We start from the raw sequence: 16,855 nt of genomic DNA, 5'->3' as shown, positions 1-16,855 counted from the left end.
ACCGCTCGCCGCGGTCGCTCCGCAGGTCCTCCCGGAGCGACCGCGGCGAGCGGCCGCGCCTCCTAGGCTGAGGGGGACCCCCGGGAGAACCCCGGACCCGACCATCCCCTGGAGGACGACGATGTCAGCCCAGAACCCGGATCTCGAGATCGCCCAGGCGGCGACCCTGCTGCCGATCCGCGAGATCGCCGAGCGCGCCGGGATCCCCGAGAAGGCCCTGATCCCCTACGGCACGACGAAGGCCAAGGTGGACGTCCGCGCGATGGAGCCGACGGGGCGCACGGGACGCCTCGTGCTGGTCTCCGCCATGTCGCCCACCCCCGCGGGCGAGGGCAAATCCACCACCACCGTCGGCCTCGCCGACGCCTTCTCGCTGCTCGGCCATCGCACGATGGTCGCCCTGCGCGAACCCGCACTCGGCCCGATCATGGGCGTCAAGGGCGGCGCCACCGGCGGCGGCTACTCGCAGGTGGTGCCGATGGAGGACATCAACCTCCACTTCACCGGCGACTTCCACGCGATCCAGATCGCGAACAACACCCTCGCGGCCCTGGTCGACAATCACCTCCAGCAGGGCAACGAGCTCGACATCGACCCGCGCCGCATCCAGTGGAAGCGGGTCGTCGACGTGAACGACCGCGCCCTGCGCCAGGTCGTCATCGGGCTCGGCGGGACCGGGCAGGGCGTCCCCCGCGAGGACGGATTCGACATCGTCGTCGCCTCCGAGATCATGGCGATCCTGTGCCTCGCGACAGATCTCGCGGACCTGCAGCGCCGCATCGACGCCATCGTCGTCGGCTACCGCCGCGACCGCACCCCGGTGACCGTCGCCGATCTCCAGGTGGGCGGCGCGATCACCATGCTGCTCAAGGACGCCCTGCTGCCGAATCTGGTCCAGACCCTCGGCGGCACGCCCGCCCTCGTGCACGGCGGGCCTTTCGCGAACATCGCCCACGGCTGCAACTCCCTCGCCGCGACCCGCCTCGCGCTCTCCCTCGCGGACATCACCGTGACCGAGGCAGGCTTCGGCTCCGATCTCGGCGCGGAGAAGTTCCTCGACATCAAGTCCCGCCTCGGCGGTCTCCATCCCGACGCCGCCGTGGTCGTCGCGACCGTTCGCGCACTGAAGATGCACGGCGGCGTCGCCAAGGAGGACCTCGGCACCGAGGACCTCGACTCCGCGCTGAAGGGCACCGCGAACCTCGCCCGCCACGTCGAGAACCTGCGCAAGTTCGGCATCGAGCCGGTCATCGCGCTGAACCGCTTCCCCACCGACACCGAGGCGGAGCTCGAGGGCGTCCTCGCCTGGGCGAAGGAGCAGGGCTTCCGCGCGGCGCTGTCCGAGGTGTGGGCCAAGGGCGGCGAGGGCGGCAAGGCCGTGGCCGAGCAGGTGCTCGCCGCGATCGAGGAGGACAGCCCCTCCTACCACCCGCTCTACGACCCGGCCGACGGGATCGAGAACTCCCTGCGCACCCTCGCCAAGGAGATCTACGGCGCCGACGACGTGGTCTTCGAGGACAAGGCCCCCGCACAGCTGCGGATGCTCAAGCGCAACGGCTGGGACACCCTGCCCGTGTGCGTCGCGAAGACGCAGTACTCCTTCTCCGACGACCCCAAGGCCCTCGGCGCGCCCACCGGCTTCGTGCTGCACGTGCGCGACCTGGTCCCCAAGATCGGCGCGGGCTTCGTCGTCGCCCTCACCGGCGCGATCATGACCATGCCGGGCCTGCCCAAGGAGCCGGCCGCCCTGCGGATGGGCGTCACCGAGTCCGGGGAGTCCGTCGGCCTGTTCTGACGCGCAGCCGGTCGCGCGGGGTCGCCCTTCGCGACCGGCGGTGCTCAGCGCCGCTGGTCGCGCTCGGCGACCTCCTCGGCCTCGAGCTCGGTCTCGTCGTCCAGGTCGATGTCGATGACGTCCTCGTCCTCGACCTCGTCGGCGCCCTCCTCGGGCTCCTCCCAGTTGTGGCCGGTGATCGCCGGGACCGCGTCGGTGACGGTGTTCTCCGGGAAGCGGTCGCCGCCGGCGTCGGCCATGCCCTCGTGGTCGTCGTCCTCCTCGTCCACGAAGCCGTCCTCGTCGTCATCGTCGTCCGACGGGGAGGCCAGGCGGTCGCTGAGCTCGTCGATCGCATAGTCACCGCCGCGTACGAAGCCGCGGCGGAAGGCCGCACGGCCCACCATCACGCTCGCCACCGGCACGGTGAGCATCTGCGCGAGCAGCACCACCAGCAGGAACGCGGCCAGCGACCAGGACCCGGCGGCGAGCGACGCCCCGGCGAAGACCAGGATCAGGCCCAGCACCTGCGGCTTGGACGCGGCGTGGATGCGCATGAGCACCCCGTCGAAGCGGTTCAGGCCGATCGCGGCGACCACGCCCAGCAGCAGCCCGGCGCCCATCAGCACCGCGGCCACGATCTCGACCGCGCTCATCGCCGCTCCTCCGTCCAGTCGTCCTCGAAGCCTCGCGAGCTGCCCGACTCCGCGCCGAAGCCGACCTCGGAGCCGTCGTCGGCGCCATCCGCGGCGCCGTCCCCGCCCGCGGGCGGCAGCGGCTCGCCGGGGTGCTCGGAATCCTCCTCGGGGTCGTCGGCCGACAGGGGCGCGGCCTCGGGGGCCGACGGGTGCGGCGCGGGCAGGCCGTCCGCGGTCTGCTCGCCGGGCTCGGCGTGGATCGCCTCGTGCGGGCCGGTGTCGGTGGAGGGCTCCTCGGGGTGGGGGCGCCGTCCCTGCATCGGGTCCTCGCGGGCGACGAAGCGGGCGAAGGTGACGCTGCCGACGAAGGCCAGGCCCGTCAGGCTCAGCATCGCGGGGCCCGCCCAGGCGGCCTGCGCGTGCGCGGTGTAGATCGCCATGCCCATCACCACGAGGGTGACCAGGGATTCGCTGGAGATCGCGCGGTCCAGGATGGTGGGGCCCACGATCATGCGGAAGACGACCGCGAGCGCGGCGAGGGCGAGGATCGCGCCGTAGACGACCAGGACGATGTCGAAGGCGCTCATCGCAGACCCGCCTCCTCGAGCACCTCGCGGCGGCCGACGGCCCACAGCAGCCGCTCCTCTTGGGCGAGGACGTCGCGCCGGGCCTTCTCCACGGCCTCGGGGGTGCCGGCGTTGAAGGTGTGCAGGAACAGGGTGCCGGTGGCGCGCTGCGCCTCGACGACGACCGAGCCGGGGATCAGGGTGCACAGCACGCCGGTGAAGGTGAGGAAGAAGTCCGAGCGGGAGGCCATCTTCACCGCGATCACGGAGCTGGGCGGCTGGGGGCCGGGGCGCAGCGCCCAGTAGCCCACCTGCACCGCGGAGACGCACAGGTCCAGCAGGAAGCGCAGCACGAAGGCGATGAAGCGCAGCGGGCGCAGGGTCAGCTCGTGGCCGGTGGGCGGCATCGGGAACAGGACGAACACGAGCACGGCGACGATGAGACCGCCGAGCACGTTCTTGAGGTCGATCCCGCCCCACAGCAGGCACCACAGCACGACCGCGGTGAGCATCCACATCCAGGAGCCGCGGAGGTCCTTCAGGCGTCGCGCGATCATCCGTCGGCCCCCTCACCGGTGTCGGTCGCGCCGTCCTCGACCACGACCCCGTCGTCCAGGCGGTGGCCCTCGTCGTCGATGCGGTAGCGCAGCTCCCCCGCGGCCTCGTCGCCGATCACGGCGCCGACGTACGGGGTGCGCTGGAGCACCGAGTGGGAGGCCTCGTCCGCGTAGGTCATCATCGGGCCGGCGAAGACGGTCAGCGCGAGAGAGAAGGCGATCATCGCGGCGGTCGCGCCGGTCATCACCTTCGGCATTTGCACGTCGCGGGCGACGATCTCCTCGCTCGGCTCCTGCCAGAAGGCGCGGTTCCAGATCTTCGCGATCGCGTACAGGGTCAGCAACGAGGTGATCACGCTGATGGCGATGAGGATCCAGCCGGAGGTGCGGTCGAACTCGATGCCTGCCTCGATCAGGCCCACCTTGCCGATGAACCCGGAGAACGGCGGGATGCCGGCGAGATTCATGGCGGGGATGAAGAACAGCACCGCGATCAGCGGGGCGAGCTTCTGCAGGCCTCCGAGCTTGGCGAGGTTCGTCGTCCCGCCGCGGTGCTCGATGAGCCCGGCGGCGAGGAACAGCGTGGACTGCACGGTGATGTGGTGGGCGACGTAGTAGATCGTCGCGGCCATGCCCAGCTGCGTGCTCATCCCGATGCCGAAGAGCATGTAGCCCATGTGGGAGACGAGCGTGAAGGACAGCACGCGCTTGAGGTCCGTCTGCGCGACCGCGCCGAGGATGCCGATGATCAGGCTCAGCGCCGCCGCGGCCAGCAGCAGCGCGGAGATCTGGGAGGCGGGGAAGAGCAGGGTCTCCAGGCGCAGGATCGCGTAGATGCCGACCTTGGTGAGCAGGCCCGCGAACACGGCGGTGACCGGGGCGGGCGCGGTCGGGTAGGAGTCCGGCAGCCAGGCGCTCAGCGGGAAGATCGCGGCCTTGATGCCGAAGGCGACCAGCAGCATCAGCTCGAGGATCATCCGGGTGCCGGGCTCGAGACCGTCCAGGCGCACGGCGAGCTCGGCCATGTTCACGGTGCCGACGGCGGCGTACACGGCCGCGATCGCCGAGAGGAAGATGATCGAGCTGAGTACGGAGACGATCACGTAGGTCGTCGCGGCGCGGACGCGGCTGGCGGAGCCGCCGAGGGTGAGCAGCACGTAGCTGGAGGCCAGCAGCACCTCGAAGCCGACGTAGAGGTTGAACAGGTCGCCGGCGAGGAAGGCCATCGACACGCCCGCCACGAGCGTGAGGTAGGTGGGGTGGTAGATCGCCACCGGGGTGCGCTCGACGTTCTCGCTGACGCTCTGGGCGCTGGAATAGACCAGTACCGCGAGGGTGACGAAGCTGGAGACGACGAGCATCAGGGCCGTGAGCCGGTCGGCGACCAGCACGATGCCCAGCTGCGGGGTCCACGTGCCGATCTGGAGGACCAGCACCCCCTCCTGGTTGACGTGCCAGCCCAGCACGATCGCGATGACGAAGATCGAGACCAGGGTGAGGATCGCCAGCCACAGCTGGATCTTCGTGTGATGGCGCAGCAGCAGCGTGGTCGCCGCGCCCAGCAGCGGCAGCATCACGGGCAGGGCCAGGAGCATCTCGATGCTCATGCGTCCCCCCGTCCGTCGGTGTGCTCTCGTCCGGGCTCGGTCGCCGGTCCCGCGCCGGGCGGGACCGGGCGGTGCCCGCGGCCGGTGCCGGAGCCGGGGCGGGACGGTGCGGCCTCGCCCTCGTCGGCCTCGGTGGCGTCCTGGGGGACGTCCTCGGCGCTGGTGAGGTCGGCGCCCAGCGGGTCCTCCTCGTGGGGCCGCTCCCCCAGGCCCTGGGACTGGGCAAGGGCGCCGCGGCGGGCCTCCTCGCTGAGCGCCTGCGACCAGGGCAGGTGCTCGGCGTCCTCGGTGCGGCGGCGCCGACGGCGCAGCACGCGGCGGTCCTCGACGTCGTCGGGGACCTCGTCGTGGCCGAACAGCTGCCAGGCTCGATAGGCCAGTGCCATGCCGAAGGCAGTGACGCCGAGGGTGATGACGACGGCGGTGAGCACCATCGCGAACGGGAGCGGGTCGGTCATCTGCTCGGGATCGCCGCTGCCCTCGAAGGGCGGCGCGCCGATCGGTCCGGCCGCGACGATGAACAGCAGGTTCACGCCGTTCCCGGCGAGCACGAAGCCGAGCATGATGCGGGTGAGGGTGCGCTCGAGCACCAGGTAGATGCCGCAGGCGATGAGCACGCCGGCGGTGAGCAGGAGGGCGAGGCTAACGGGCATCGGCGTCGGCCTCCTGCTGCTGGTCGATCTGGGCGCCGAGGGTGCGCAGGAAGTCGAGCATCACGCCGACCACCACGAGGTACACGCCGAGGTCGAACAGCAGCGCGATCGGGAACTTCAGCTCGCCGAGGAGCGGCACGTCCACCACGGGCGTGACCTGGGCGAAGATGGTGCCGCCGAAGAACACGGGCAGCACCCCGGAGGCCACGGCGAGCGCCATGCCGGCGCCGAGCACGAAGCCTGCCTGCAGGGGCATCGCCTCGGAGAGCTCGTAGCGGCCACCGGCGAGGTAGCGCACGGCGAGCGCGAGGCCCGCGACGAGACCGCCGGCGAAGCCGCCTCCGGGCAGGTTGTGCCCGGCCATCAGCAGGTACACCGAGAACATCATCATCATCGGGAAGACGATGCGAGTGATGACCTCGAGGATCACCATGCGCCGCTCGGGGGCGAGGGTCAGCCCGGCCGAGAGCCAGGTGCGCCAGCGGTTGCCGCCGGCGACCTCGTCGGGGCGCGCGTCGAAGTCCAGGGCGTTCTGGGGCAGGTCGGAGTCCGCGCGGCGGCGCCAGATCGAGGTGCGCGAGGAGTCGATGTCGCGCACGCGGGCGATGGGGCGCTCGCGACGCGTGACGAAGATGAGGGAGGCGACGCCGGTGGCGACCACGAGCAGCACCGAGATCTCGCCCATGGTGTCCCAGACGCGGGCGTCCACGAGGGTCACGTTGACGACGTTGTGCCCGCCGCCCTGCTCGTAGGCCGGCTCGATGAGGCCCTTGCCGAGCGCCTCGCGGTAGCGGGCGTCGGCCGCGTAGAGGGTCCCGCCGCACAGCACGAGCGCGGTGGCGATCGCGATCCCCCAGCGGCCCCAGGAGCCGATCCGCAGGGGGCGGCGGGAGAAGTGGATGGGCAGGCGGCGCAGCACGAGCACGAGCACGACGGTCATCGCCGTCTCGACGAGCACCTGGGTGGTGGCGACGTCCGGCGCACCGGCGGCCAGGAACAGCACCGCGACGGCGTAGCCGGTGACGGTGATGAGGAAGACGGCGCGCAGGCGGCGGCGGGAGCGGGCCGCACCGATCGCGGCGAGCGCGGCGACGGGCAGCACGAGCATCTCGGCCGGGTGCTGGAAGAGCACGAGGTTGTCCGGCAGCGGCGACTGGGTGAGGGCGACGGGCGCGACGAGCGCGACCAGCACCACGAGCATGGTGCCGAGCGTGTAGGGCAGGGAGCCGCGCTGGAAGAGCGGGGTGATCGCGACGGACAGCGCGTCGGTGCTGCGCAGGATGCGGCGGAAGCCGCGCTCGGCGTCGAAGGCGTCCATCGCGCCCTCGGACGCCCAGGTGAGCGGCGAGACCTTCTTCTGCAGCTTCGCGAAGGGCTTCGCGACCGCGCAGAGGGCCGCGCCGAGGCCGAGGGTCACCAGCGACAGCAGCAGCGGCACGCCCAGGTGAGGGATGACGGCGAGGTAGATGCCCTCACCGGTCTCCGGGAGCACGGAGGAGTAGGCGCGCAGCACCTCCTCGAGCGGGGCGGTGACGAAGGGCAGGGCGACGGTGCCGAGCGCCACCACTGCCGGCGGCAGCCAGAACAGGACCGGGATCCTCGCCGACGCGACGCGGGGCGCGCCCGGGGCGGGACCGAAGGCGCCCACCACGAAGCGCCAGGAGTAGGCGACGGTGAGGACCGAGCCGGCGACCAGGGCGAACAGCAGCCCTCGCTGCCAGCCGCCCGCCTCCCACAGCGCGGTGTAGATCGACTCCTTGGCGACGAAGCCGTACAGCGGCGGGACCGCGGCCATGGACGCGGCCGAGACGATGCCGATCACGGCGACGACGGGCGCCGCCTTCCCGACGCCCGACAGGACGCGCAGGTCGCGGGTGCCGAACTTCTTGTCGATGATGCCGACGACCATGAACAGCGGCGCCTTGAACACGGCGTGGGCGATCAGCATCGCGAGGCCCGCCATCACCGCGTCGTGGGTGGCCAGGCCCGCCACCGCCGCGAGGAAGCCGAGCTGGGAGACGGTGCCGTAGGCGAGCAGGAGCTTGATGTCGGTCTGACGCAGGGCCCGCCAGCCGCCCAGCAGCATCGTCGCCGCGCCGAGCACCGCGAGGATGATCGAGAGGATCTCGAGGTGGGTGAGCGCCGGGGCGAGGCGCAGGATGAGGTACACACCGGCCTTCACCATCGCCGCGGCGTGCAGGTAGGCGGAGACCGGGGTGGGTGCGGCCATCGCGCCCGGCAGCCAGAAGTGGGTGGGCAGCAGCGCGGACTTGGTGGTGGCGCCAGCGAGGATCAGCACCATTGCGGTGATGAGGTACGGGCCCGGGTCCTGCCACATCGGGTCCGCGACGATCGCGCTCAGGCGCAGGGTCCCGGCGGAGGAGGCGACCATCAGCAGGCCCACCAGCATCGCCAGACCGCCGGCGGTGGTGGAGATCAGGGCGTTCAGGGCGGCGCGGCGCGAGGCCTGCTTGTCCTGGTAGTGCCCGATCAGCAGGTAGGAGAAGACGGTGGTGAGCTCCCAGAAGGTGTAGATCACCATGACGTCGTCCGCGAGGACGAGGCCCACCATGGCGCCGGCGAAGGCGGTGAGCACGGCGGCGAAGCGGCCCAGTCCCGGCTCGGTGTCCTTGAAGTAGCGGGCGCAGTAGAGCAGCACGATCGCGCCGATGCCGGTCGCGATCAGCGCGAGCACCCAGCTGAGGGTGTCCAGGCGGAAGGCGAGGTCGATGCCGAAGGCGGGGATCCAGGGGACCGCGACCTCGCGCGGCGCCTCCCCCAGCGTGCGCGGGTCGATCGTCGCCAGCCACACAGCGGACGCCGCGGGCACGAGGGCCAGCGGGTAGAAGGCGTTGCGGCCGACGGCGCGGACCAGGATCGGAGCCACGAGCGCCGCCACGAGGTGGGCGAGCAGCATCGTGATCACGGAGACTCCGTCCGGCGCGGGGAGGAAAGGGGCCGTGGCCATACTACGGGAAGCGGGGTCCACTTCCTGGACCGGTCCTGATGCCGCCCCGAGGCCGTCCTGATCCCCGGCGGGGATCCGCCCTCCGTAGAGTGTGCTCATGACCACGCCCTCGGCCCCGCAGGCCGCTGCACGGAAGCGTCCCCCCGTCATCCCCTTCGCCCTGTGGGACGGCGGGATGAGCGCCTTCAGCTCCGTGATCCTCACCTTCGTGTTCGCGACCTATGTCGCCAGCGCCGTCGCGGCCGAGGGCGCCGTGGGCGACGAGGCGATCAAGGCCGCCCAGGACCACGGCTCGCAGGTGCTCACCACCTGGCAGTCGATCGGCGCGGTCGCCATCGCGCTGCTCGCCCCGCTGCTGGGCAACCTCGCCGACCGCGGCGGGGCCCGCAACATGCTGCTGCGGGTGACGACGATCGCGACCGTGGTGGTCGTGGCGCTCATGCCGCTGGTGGCGCTGGACTCCGACTACCTCACCCTCGGGGCGGTGCTGATCGCGCTGGCGGTGGTGTTCAGCGAGCTCGCCGGGGTGTTCGTGAACTCGGTGCTGCCGGAGATCTCCACCCCCGAGAACCGCGGACGGATCTCGGGAACCGCGTGGGCGGTGGGCTACTGGGGCTCGATCGTGTGCCTGGGCATGGTGCTGGTGCTGTTCGTCATGCCGGGCACCGGGATCCTCGGGATCACGGACGAGAACGGCTGGAACTACCGGGCGATCCCGCTGTTCGTGGCGCTGTGGATCCTGGTGGGCACCCTCCCCCTCATGCTCCGCGCCCCGCGCCATCCCGCGTCCGCGCCGGAGGAGAGGTGGAACCCGTGGCAGGGCTACGCGAGCATCGTGCGCCGCGTGATCCGGGCCTTCCGCGAGGAGCCCGTGATGCTGCAGTACCTTGTGGCCTCCGCGATCTACCGCGACGGCCTCGGGGCGGTGTTCTCGATCGCGGGCGTGCTCGCCGCGAACGCGTACGGCTTCTCCACGGTGGAGATCATCATCTTCGGCATCGCCGCGAACCTCGTCGCCGGCATCGGGGTGTTCCTCGGCGGGCGGATCGACGACCGCGTGGGCCCGCGGCCCGTGATCATCGGCGGCTGCGCGGGGATCATCGTGCTGGGCCTGGTGGTCCTGGCCTTCGGATCGACAGCCGTGTTCTGGGTGGCGGGCCTGGCGATCTGTCTGTTCGTCGGCCCCGTGCAGTCCGCCTCGCGGAACCTGCTCACCCGCCTCTCGCAGCCGGGCCGGGAGACCGAGAACTTCGGGCTCTACGCCACGACCGGTCGGGCGCTCGGCTTCCTCGGCACCGCCGCCTTCTCCGCGACCGTGGCGATCTTCCAGGACACCCGCACGGGCATCCTCGGGATCGTCATCGTGGTCGCGCTGGGCCTCGTGGCCTTCGTGCCGATCCGGCTCGGTGCCGCCGGGCGCGCCGCGACGACCGTCCGGACGGCCCGCTAGCCGAGGTCCGCGGGGTCGACCAGGAACCCGTCGGGATCGGTGACGTACCCGCCGACGGTCTCGACGAGCGCCTCGGCGATCCGGCCGATGCGCCGGTACGCCTCCTCCCAGCGGGCGGAGGTGTCGAGGTCGGGCACCTCGATCGCGTCCTCCTCCTCGTCGGCCGGGACGTGCACGAGCTGGTAGTCCACCGCGTCGTCCAGCCAGCCGAGCGCCGTGAGCGCCATGGGCCGCACGGTGCGGCCCACGCGGAGCTCGAGCACGTCCCCGCCGGGCAGCGGGGCGCTCAGGGAGTAGCCGGTGCGCTCGGCGCCCTCGGGCACCGCATCCAGCTCCGCCTCGGGCTCCAGCGGGGCGATCAGCTGCGCGAGGGACTCGGGGGCGAGGGCGTGGGGGCTCGTGACCGTGAGGTCCCGGACGTGGAAGGGGTGCGGCTCGAGGCGCACATGACCGTCTGTCACCACGGCCCCGTACAGCCGCCGTCCGAGCGCCCACACGAGGTCCAGCGCCCGGCGCTCGACGCCGAATGGGATGCCGTCCTCGAAGGCGCGGCCGTAGCCGTGGGAGTCGGTCATGCCCTCCGGCAGCGGGTCCTCGCGATCCTGCGGGGTGTCCAGGGTCCAGCGGCCCGCGCCGCGCGGGGAACGGTCCGGCACCAGGCGCGCATCGTCGCCGAGGTCGATCGCGCCGTCCTCGTCGGCCTCGGCCCCGGGGCGCACGTTGCGCACCATGGTGAGCACGTCCGCGGGGTCGGTGTCGCGGGGCAGCTGGAGGCGGTGGCGGGTGCGGTTCCCGCTCACTTCTCGCCCTCGACGGGGATCAGGGTGCGGTGGAAGTTCTGGGCGGAGCGCGAGGGGGTGGGGCCGCGCTGGCCGAGGTAGCGGTTGAGGTTGCCCGCGCTGCCGTAGGGGCGCTCGGCGGGGCTGGAGAGGCGGAAGAAGCACAGCTGGCCGATCTTCATCCCCGGCCACAGGGCGACGGGGAGGGTCGCCATGTTCGACAGCTCCAGCGTGATGTGGCCCTCGAAGCCGGGATCGATGAACCCGGCCGTGGAGTGGGTGAGCAGGCCGAGCCGGCCCAGCGAACTCTTGCCCTCCAGGCGCGCGGCGACGTCGTCCGGGAGCGTGATGCGCTCATAGGTCGAGGCGAGCACGAACTCGCCGGGGTGGAGCATGTACGCCTCGTCCGGGTCCACGGCGACCTCGCGCGTGAGGTCGGCCTGCTCGACGGCGGGGTCGATCAGCGCATGCTTGTGGTTGTCGAAGAGCCGGAAGAACCGGTCGATCCGCACGTCCACGGACGCGGGCTGGATCATCTCGTCGTCGAAGGGGTCCAGACGGACCCGGCCGGCACCGATCTCGGCCCGGATGTCACGATCGCTCAGCAGCACGGCGCCCACCCTAATCGTCGGCGCGGCGCGGCGGCACCCGGTCCCGCCACCCGTCGCCGGTTCGCGGAGCACTCGCGGATCGGGGTATGCTGGCTCCCGTTCGCTCGCACGGCAGGACATCCTGGCCGGTCGGGCGGCTCTTCGCGGGTGTAGTTCAATGGTAGAACTTCAGCTTCCCAAGCTGACAGCGCGGGTTCGATTCCCGTCACCCGCTCTCGCGACGCCGGTCCCTTCGGGGGCCGGCGTTCTCCGTTCCCGGGGCCGACGTTTTCTGTCAGACCGTGCGCAAGTGCAAGAATGCGCCATGCCCAAGATCATCGGAGGGTCGCTCGAGGAGCATCGGGAGCGCACGCGCGAGAAGATCTTCGCCGCGCTCGCGGAGCTGCTGGAGGACCAGGAGTTCGAGTCGATCACGTTCTCCCGCATCGCCACCGCGGCCGGGGTGGGCCGCACGGCGATGTACAACCACTTCCCCGACCGCGAGACGCTGCTGGTCGAGTACGCGATCCACGAGACGACCGACTACATCGCCCAGCTGCGCGCCGGGGTGAGCGACTCCGCCACGCCGCGGGACGCCGCGATCGCCTATGTGCGCACGCAGCTGGACCTGAACGTGTCCTTCCACGTCCCGCAGACGGCGGGCCGCGCCTCCCTGACCCCGGAGGCGGCCGCGCGGATGCGCGAGCACGTGGTGCTCATCGAGGACGTGCTGCGCACGATCGTGGCCGACGGGGTCGCCGCGGGCGACTTCGCGGCCGACCTCGACGTGGATGCGACGGTGCGCATCATCAACGGCCTGCTGGTCGGCTCCTCCGCGAAGCGCTACGCGCGCGGGGCGCTCGAGGACTTCGTGCTGCGCGGGCTCGGCGCCGCGGTCTAGCGGCGCTCCTCCGCCTCCCAGTCCATCGCGTCCAGCGAGTCCGCGGGCTCGGTCTCGTCGGCGCGGGCGAAGAGCGGCTTCGAGATGCCCTCCTGCTCGTCCTCGAGATCGACCTCGGGGGCGGTCGCGGCGATGACCCAGCAGGTCACGACGATGATGATCGCGAGCACGGCGATGCCCCAGCGCAGGAACACGCTGGTGCCGTCGGTGTTCAGGGAGACGACGGCGCTGATCGAGAGCGCGCCGAGCAGGGCGCTGGTGAGCGCGAGCGGCAGCGCGATGGAGCCGAGCACCGAGCGCAGGATCCCGGTGAGCACGGCGCCGCCGAGGGCCCCGGAGTGGCCCCAGGACCCGGCGCCGCCGTAGCGGCCCGAGCCGATCACGGAAGCGGCACCGGCGAGGGTGGAGGATGCGCCGAGGGTCCACAGCCCCAGGCCCGCGCCGGTGAGCACGACGCCGATCACGTAGGCGGGCAGCGCGGCCGGGCCGAGGCCGAAGCCGGCGACGACGGGGCCGAGCACGGCGACGACCACCGGGGTCAGGCTCGCCCGGCGCACCGTCTCGGCGAGCTCGGGAAGGTCGGCGCGGGCGCGGCCCTCGAGCATGCTCGCGCGGGTCTCGACCACGGCGCCGGCGCCGACACGACGGGAGGCATCCAGCAGCGAGGAGCCGATCAGCAGCACCACGACCACGCCGAGGCCGAGGCCGCCGATCACGGTGGGCGAGGCCGGGCTCAGCGCGTGCAGGGCGCGGTCCTCCCAGATGGTCCCGGCGCGGGGGGCGGTGCGGAGGGCGGAGACGATCGGGGCGAGGGCGCCGAGGGCGAGGAGCACCGAGGCGACGAGCAGGGCGCCGAGCGGACCGGTGGCGGCACCCGCCGCGGCGCGCCTGGGCCCCGCCTCGGTGCCGGGGCGGTCCAGCAGCGAGGGGGCCATGAGGGCGCCGGCGTGGCCGGCGACGACGATCAGCGCCCCGAGGCCGGCGTGGACCGCGAGGGCGAGGGCGAGGGAGGGCACTCCGGCCGAGATCGCGGAGAGCACGAGGGCGACGAGCACGACGAGGCCGAGCGTCCCGGCGGCCATGAGCGCGGTGGAGCCGAGCCCGGTCGCGGTGCCGAGCGCGCCGCCGGTGCGGGAGGTGCGGGCCGCGCGCAGCACGGAGGCGCCGCCGCGGCGCCCCGTCGAGCCCAGCAGCAGCTCGGTCGCGAGCGCGACCAGCGCGCCGAGGCCGAGCGCGGCGGCGACCGTGGTGGCGGGGTCGATGGAGTACAGGCCGAACAGGTCCAGGAACGCCGAGGCGTACTGGCCGTCGTCGGTCGAGGAGATCACCGAGGAGAGGTCCTTGGCGAGCTCCTCGATCTGCGGCTCGAGCTGCTCGCGCGGGGTGTCGGTGCCGCCGGTGATCGCGGGGTCGGTGAAGTTCTCCAGGCCCACGTCCTCGAAGCGGAGGTCCTTGTACGCGGCGGGGATCCACAGCGCGGAGGCGACCGTCGCGCCGACGATGCCGAGCACGGAGGGGATCAGCCCGCCCATCTGCAGCCAGGCCCGCTCCTGCCCGGGTCCGCCGCGCAGCGGGATCAGGGCGGCCGCGGCGGCGGCGAGCAGGGCGACGCCGAGGGCGAGGAGCACGACGATGAACCCCTCGGCGGCGAGCACGGGCACCCCGAGCAGCACGCCGAGGGCGGCGCCCGCGAGGGCGACGGCGACCAGATCGGCGCTGAGCGCACCGCCGCGGCGCACCATGCGGGCGCTGCGCAGGTGCGGGGCGCCGAGGTTGTCCTCGTCGTCGGCCGAGAGCTCGTGCTCGTCGGTGCCGACGAGGAGCGCGGCCGCGGCGGCCCCGGCCTCGATGGGCGCCGCGCAGGCGCGCAGCACGAGGGCGGAGATCGCGGCGCCCGCGGCGAGGGCGACGAGCGCGGGACCGGCGGTGGTCTGCAGGAACCAGATCACGATGACGACCGGCAGCAGGGCGAGGGCGAGCGCGCCGGTGACGGTCAGCGCGCCGAGCCGGGGCACCATGGCGCGGCGCCGCTCGGGGTCCAGCCCCAGCGCTGCCAGCTGCACGGCGAGACCGCGCCAGGCGGCGAGCGGGCCGAGGGCGAGGCCCACGAGCAGCAGGGCGGAGCGCAGGATGCGGTCGTCGGTCGTGCCGGGGGCGAGGTAGAGCACGACCGCCAGCGGCAGTCCGACCCACAGCAGGATCGAGCCGGCCGCCATCAGCGGTGCGCCGAGGCGGCGGCCCAGGGTCTCGTCGACCTCGGTCGAGTCCTCGTCGCGGCGCAGGCGGGAGGGGACAATCGCCCCTGCCACGAGGGCGGCCACGGCGAGGACGCCGAGCACGAGCAGGGTGACGGCGAGGTCGTCGCCGAGGGGGAATTGCGTGATCAGGTCCACGAAGAGTCTTCCGACGGCGGTGCGAGGTCAGTCAGGGCAGTCAGGGCAGCGCGGGGCGGCGGCTCAGGCGAGCAGCGAGAGGTCCAGGTGGTCCGGACCGCCCTCGACGACCCGGATCGGGACGCCCCAGTCCTGCTGGTGCATGTGGCAGGCGGGGAACTCGACCGCCGGGTCCGCGTCGCAGGAGGCGGCGCGGGCGCTGACATGCAGGACGCCCTCGGTATACGAGGTGTCCAGGGTGATGGTCCGCTCAAGCGCCGTGTCGACCCCGGCGCCGTCGGCGACCATCGAGGTGGGGGTCGTGGCGACCGTGACCTGGGTGGACGGGCCGAGGGAGTTGTCGAGCTTGTGCCCGGGCGGCGGGGTGAACAGCACCCGCACGGTCAGCGGGCCGGGGCCCACCTCGGTGACGGGCCGCTCGGAGCGCTGGGCGCCCTCGTCGATGACGCGCTCGGCGGCCTTGGCGACCGGCACCCAGGTGATGCGGTGCCCGCCGGACTCGACGACGATCAGCTGGCCGATCCCGTCGATCGGGGGGCCGACGATCGCGTCGGACGGCTCCTTGAGGTCGGTGGCGACCGTGACGACGGTGCCCGCCTCCTCGTCGAGGAGGCGGATGGCGCCGTTGTAGGTGTCCGAGACGGCGATGCGGCCGTCGGGCAGGGCGGTGACGCCGAGGGGGTGCTGCAGGCGGGCGTGGTCGACGGGGCCGTCGACGTGCCCGAAGTCGAACAGGCCCTTGCCGACCAGGGTGGTGATCCGCATGGTCTGCGGGTCCAGCACGCGCACCGCGGAGGACTCGGAGTCGGCGACGACGATGCGGCCATCGGGCAGCTCGTCCAGGCCCGAGGGCTGCGCCCACCAGGAGGTGACGGCGGGGCCGTCGACGAGGCCCTCCTGGGTGGTGCCGGCGAGGACCAGCAGAGCGCCTGTGGCGGGGTCGTAGGTCCACAGCTGGTGGATGCCGGCCATGGCGATCACGGCCCGGTTCAGGGCGTGGCTCCAGGTGAGGTCCCAGGGCGTGGACAGAGCGTAGGAGGTGGCCTCCCCCTCGCCGCGCGGCAGCGGCTCGCCCTGCATCCACTGCGCGCCGGAGCCGGCGACGGTGGTGACCTCGGTGGCGGTGCGGGAGCGCAGCAGCCGGTCCTGCCCGACCTTCACGCCGCGCAGGCGGTGGTTCGCGGTGTCGGCGACCAGCAGGTCGTAGCCGACCTCCGAGGCGACCTCGGCGGGCAGGGCGAGAACGCCGTTGGGCTCGGCGAACTGCGCGGTCTCCTCGTCGCCGTCGGCGTGGCCGCGGGCGCCGCTGCCGATGATCGCGTCGACCGTCGCGCCGTCGTTCTGGAAGACGACCAGGCGGTGCTGGCCGGCGTCGGAGACGACGAGGCGGCCGTCGGGCAGGACGGCGAGCTTCGAGGGGAAGCGGAGGGTCTGCGGGGTGCGGTCCTCGAGGACGGTCGGGGCGGGGCCGCGGCGCAGGGACCCGTCGGCCTCGCCCTCGGCGACGAGCCGCTCGATCAGCTGGTCGAGGTTCGCGGCGTGCCCCTCGCCGGAGAGGTTGCCGGCGATGCGGCCGTGGGTGTCCAGCACCATGAGGGTGGGCCAGGCGCGGGCGCCGTACTCGCTCCAGGTCTCCAGCTCCGGGTCGTCGATGACGGGGTGGGAGACCTCGTAGCGCTCGATGTTGGCCTGGAGCGCGTCGGGGTCCTTCTCGAACTCGAACTTCGGGGAGTGCACGCCGACGACGACCAGCTCATCGGCCCACTTCTCCTCGAGCGGGCGCAGCTCGTCCAGGACGTGCAGGCAGTTCACGCAGCAGAAGGTCCAGAAGTCCAGCAGCACGATCTTGCCGCGCAGCGCCTCGAGGTCCAGGTCCGCGCCGCCGGTGTTCAGCCAGCCGCGACCGCGCAGGGGCGTGCCGGGAGCGCGATCGGAAAGGGGCGCAGAGGAGTCCGACGGAGGGGTCATGGGGTCCAGTG

At 72.6% G+C, this 16,855-nt stretch carries 13 protein-coding genes and 1 tRNA gene; 4 read left to right on the top strand and 10 right to left on the bottom strand.

The genetic code is table 11. The features are described 5' to 3' along the window. The first annotated feature begins 121 nt into the window (after positions 1-121). On the top strand, positions 122-1,795 hold the full coding sequence (locus HNR70_RS01505) for a formate--tetrahydrofolate ligase (RefSeq protein ID WP_184324101.1): 1,674 nt from the start codon (positions 122-124) through the stop codon (positions 1,793-1,795). Between the two features lie 44 nt (positions 1,796-1,839). Here the strand turns inward: HNR70_RS01505 and HNR70_RS01500 are convergent, their stop codons facing one another. From HNR70_RS01500 to HNR70_RS01475, 6 genes are read right to left on the bottom strand one after another with little or no spacing between them, the layout of a single operon-like run. Continuing rightward, on the bottom strand, positions 1,840-2,430 hold the full coding sequence (locus HNR70_RS01500; RefSeq protein ID WP_184324100.1) for a cation:proton antiporter: 591 nt from the start codon (positions 2,428-2,430) through the stop codon (positions 1,840-1,842). Beyond that, a complete protein-coding gene (locus tag HNR70_RS01495; RefSeq protein WP_184324099.1) occupies positions 2,427-2,999 on the bottom strand; it encodes an MrpF/PhaF family protein in 573 nt (190 codons plus the stop codon). Before HNR70_RS01495 ends, HNR70_RS01500 begins: the two co-directional genes overlap by 4 nt. After that, a complete protein-coding gene (locus HNR70_RS01490; RefSeq protein ID WP_184324098.1) occupies positions 2,996-3,535 on the bottom strand; it encodes a Na+/H+ antiporter subunit E in 540 nt (179 codons plus the stop codon). The genes HNR70_RS01495 and HNR70_RS01490 overlap by 4 nt, the downstream gene beginning before the upstream one ends. Then, the gene (locus HNR70_RS01485) at positions 3,532-5,142 is read right to left on the bottom strand and encodes a Na+/H+ antiporter subunit D (RefSeq protein ID WP_184324097.1); all 1,611 of its coding nucleotides are present in this window, start codon (positions 5,140-5,142) and stop codon (positions 3,532-3,534) included. Before HNR70_RS01485 ends, HNR70_RS01490 begins: the two co-directional genes overlap by 4 nt. Further along, entirely contained in the window at positions 5,139-5,795 is a 657-nt protein-coding gene (locus HNR70_RS01480) for a Na(+)/H(+) antiporter subunit C (protein WP_184324096.1), read from the bottom strand. The genes HNR70_RS01485 and HNR70_RS01480 overlap by 4 nt, the downstream gene beginning before the upstream one ends. Continuing rightward, the gene (locus tag HNR70_RS01475; protein WP_246375334.1) at positions 5,785-8,712 is read right to left on the bottom strand and encodes a Na+/H+ antiporter subunit A; all 2,928 of its coding nucleotides are present in this window, start codon (positions 8,710-8,712) and stop codon (positions 5,785-5,787) included. The genes HNR70_RS01480 and HNR70_RS01475 overlap by 11 nt, the downstream gene beginning before the upstream one ends. A gap of 148 nt (positions 8,713-8,860) precedes the next feature. Between HNR70_RS01475 and HNR70_RS01470 the strand changes: the two genes are divergently transcribed. Beyond that, the gene (locus HNR70_RS01470) at positions 8,861-10,213 is read left to right on the top strand and encodes an MFS transporter (RefSeq protein ID WP_184324094.1); all 1,353 of its coding nucleotides are present in this window, start codon (positions 8,861-8,863) and stop codon (positions 10,211-10,213) included. Here HNR70_RS01470 and HNR70_RS01465 read toward each other — a convergent pair. Together HNR70_RS01465 and dcd are read right to left on the bottom strand one after the other, a co-directional pair. Then, on the bottom strand, positions 10,210-11,013 hold the full coding sequence (locus HNR70_RS01465) for a hypothetical protein (RefSeq protein WP_184324093.1): 804 nt from the start codon (positions 11,011-11,013) through the stop codon (positions 10,210-10,212). The two genes, HNR70_RS01470 and HNR70_RS01465, sit on opposite strands and share 4 nt — an antisense overlap. After that, positions 11,010-11,603, bottom strand: coding sequence for a dCTP deaminase (dcd, locus tag HNR70_RS01460; RefSeq protein WP_184324092.1), 594 nt, complete (start codon positions 11,601-11,603; stop codon positions 11,010-11,012). The genes HNR70_RS01465 and dcd overlap by 4 nt, the downstream gene beginning before the upstream one ends. A gap of 143 nt (positions 11,604-11,746) precedes the next feature. On the opposite strand from dcd, the gene HNR70_RS01455 reads away from it, so the two are divergent. Together HNR70_RS01455 and HNR70_RS01450 are read left to right on the top strand one after the other, a co-directional pair. Next, positions 11,747-11,817 (top strand) — tRNA-Gly (locus HNR70_RS01455). Between the two features lie 90 nt (positions 11,818-11,907). Beyond that, positions 11,908-12,483, top strand: a complete 576-nt coding sequence (locus HNR70_RS01450) for a TetR/AcrR family transcriptional regulator (protein WP_184324091.1) — start codon at positions 11,908-11,910, stop codon at positions 12,481-12,483. On the opposite strand, the gene HNR70_RS01445 is transcribed toward HNR70_RS01450, so the two are convergent. Both HNR70_RS01445 and HNR70_RS01440 read right to left on the bottom strand, forming a co-directional pair. Beyond that, a complete protein-coding gene (locus HNR70_RS01445; protein WP_184324090.1) occupies positions 12,480-14,876 on the bottom strand; it encodes a pyrophosphatase in 2,397 nt (798 codons plus the stop codon). The genes HNR70_RS01450 and HNR70_RS01445 overlap by 4 nt on opposite strands. 63 nt (positions 14,877-14,939) lie before the next feature. Next, positions 14,940-16,844, bottom strand: a complete 1,905-nt coding sequence (locus tag HNR70_RS01440) for a thioredoxin-like domain-containing protein (protein ID WP_184324089.1) — start codon at positions 16,842-16,844, stop codon at positions 14,940-14,942. Positions 16,845-16,855 lie beyond the last annotated feature (11 nt).

Source organism: Brachybacterium aquaticum (genome assembly GCF_014204755.1).
In the GTDB taxonomy this organism is placed as follows: Bacteria; Actinomycetota; Actinomycetes; order Actinomycetales; family Dermabacteraceae; genus Brachybacterium; species Brachybacterium aquaticum.
Note: the sequence above shows the minus strand (reverse complement) of the source record. Positions and strands in the feature narration are given on the sequence as shown.

Excerpts from the sequence above, each read along its gene's own strand:
- HNR70_RS01505 (WP_184324101.1), top strand. The coding sequence starts at position 122 with ATGTCAGCCCAGAACCCGGATCTCGAGATCGCCCAGGCGGCGACCCTG.
- HNR70_RS01500 (WP_184324100.1), bottom strand. The coding sequence starts at position 2,430 with ATGAGCGCGGTCGAGATCGTGGCCGCGGTGCTGATGGGCGCCGGGCTG.
- HNR70_RS01495 (WP_184324099.1), bottom strand. The coding sequence starts at position 2,999 with ATGAGCGCCTTCGACATCGTCCTGGTCGTCTACGGCGCGATCCTCGCC.
- HNR70_RS01490 (WP_184324098.1), bottom strand. The coding sequence starts at position 3,535 with ATGATCGCGCGACGCCTGAAGGACCTCCGCGGCTCCTGGATGTGGATG.
- HNR70_RS01485 (WP_184324097.1), bottom strand. The coding sequence starts at position 5,142 with ATGAGCATCGAGATGCTCCTGGCCCTGCCCGTGATGCTGCCGCTGCTG.
- HNR70_RS01480 (WP_184324096.1), bottom strand. The coding sequence starts at position 5,795 with ATGCCCGTTAGCCTCGCCCTCCTGCTCACCGCCGGCGTGCTCATCGCC.
- HNR70_RS01475 (WP_246375334.1), bottom strand. The coding sequence starts at position 8,712 with ATGCTGCTCGCCCACCTCGTGGCGGCGCTCGTGGCTCCGATCCTGGTC.
- HNR70_RS01470 (WP_184324094.1), top strand. The coding sequence starts at position 8,861 with ATGACCACGCCCTCGGCCCCGCAGGCCGCTGCACGGAAGCGTCCCCCC.
- HNR70_RS01450 (WP_184324091.1), top strand. The coding sequence starts at position 11,908 with ATGCCCAAGATCATCGGAGGGTCGCTCGAGGAGCATCGGGAGCGCACG.
- HNR70_RS01440 (WP_184324089.1), bottom strand. The coding sequence starts at position 16,844 with ATGACCCCTCCGTCGGACTCCTCTGCGCCCCTTTCCGATCGCGCTCCC.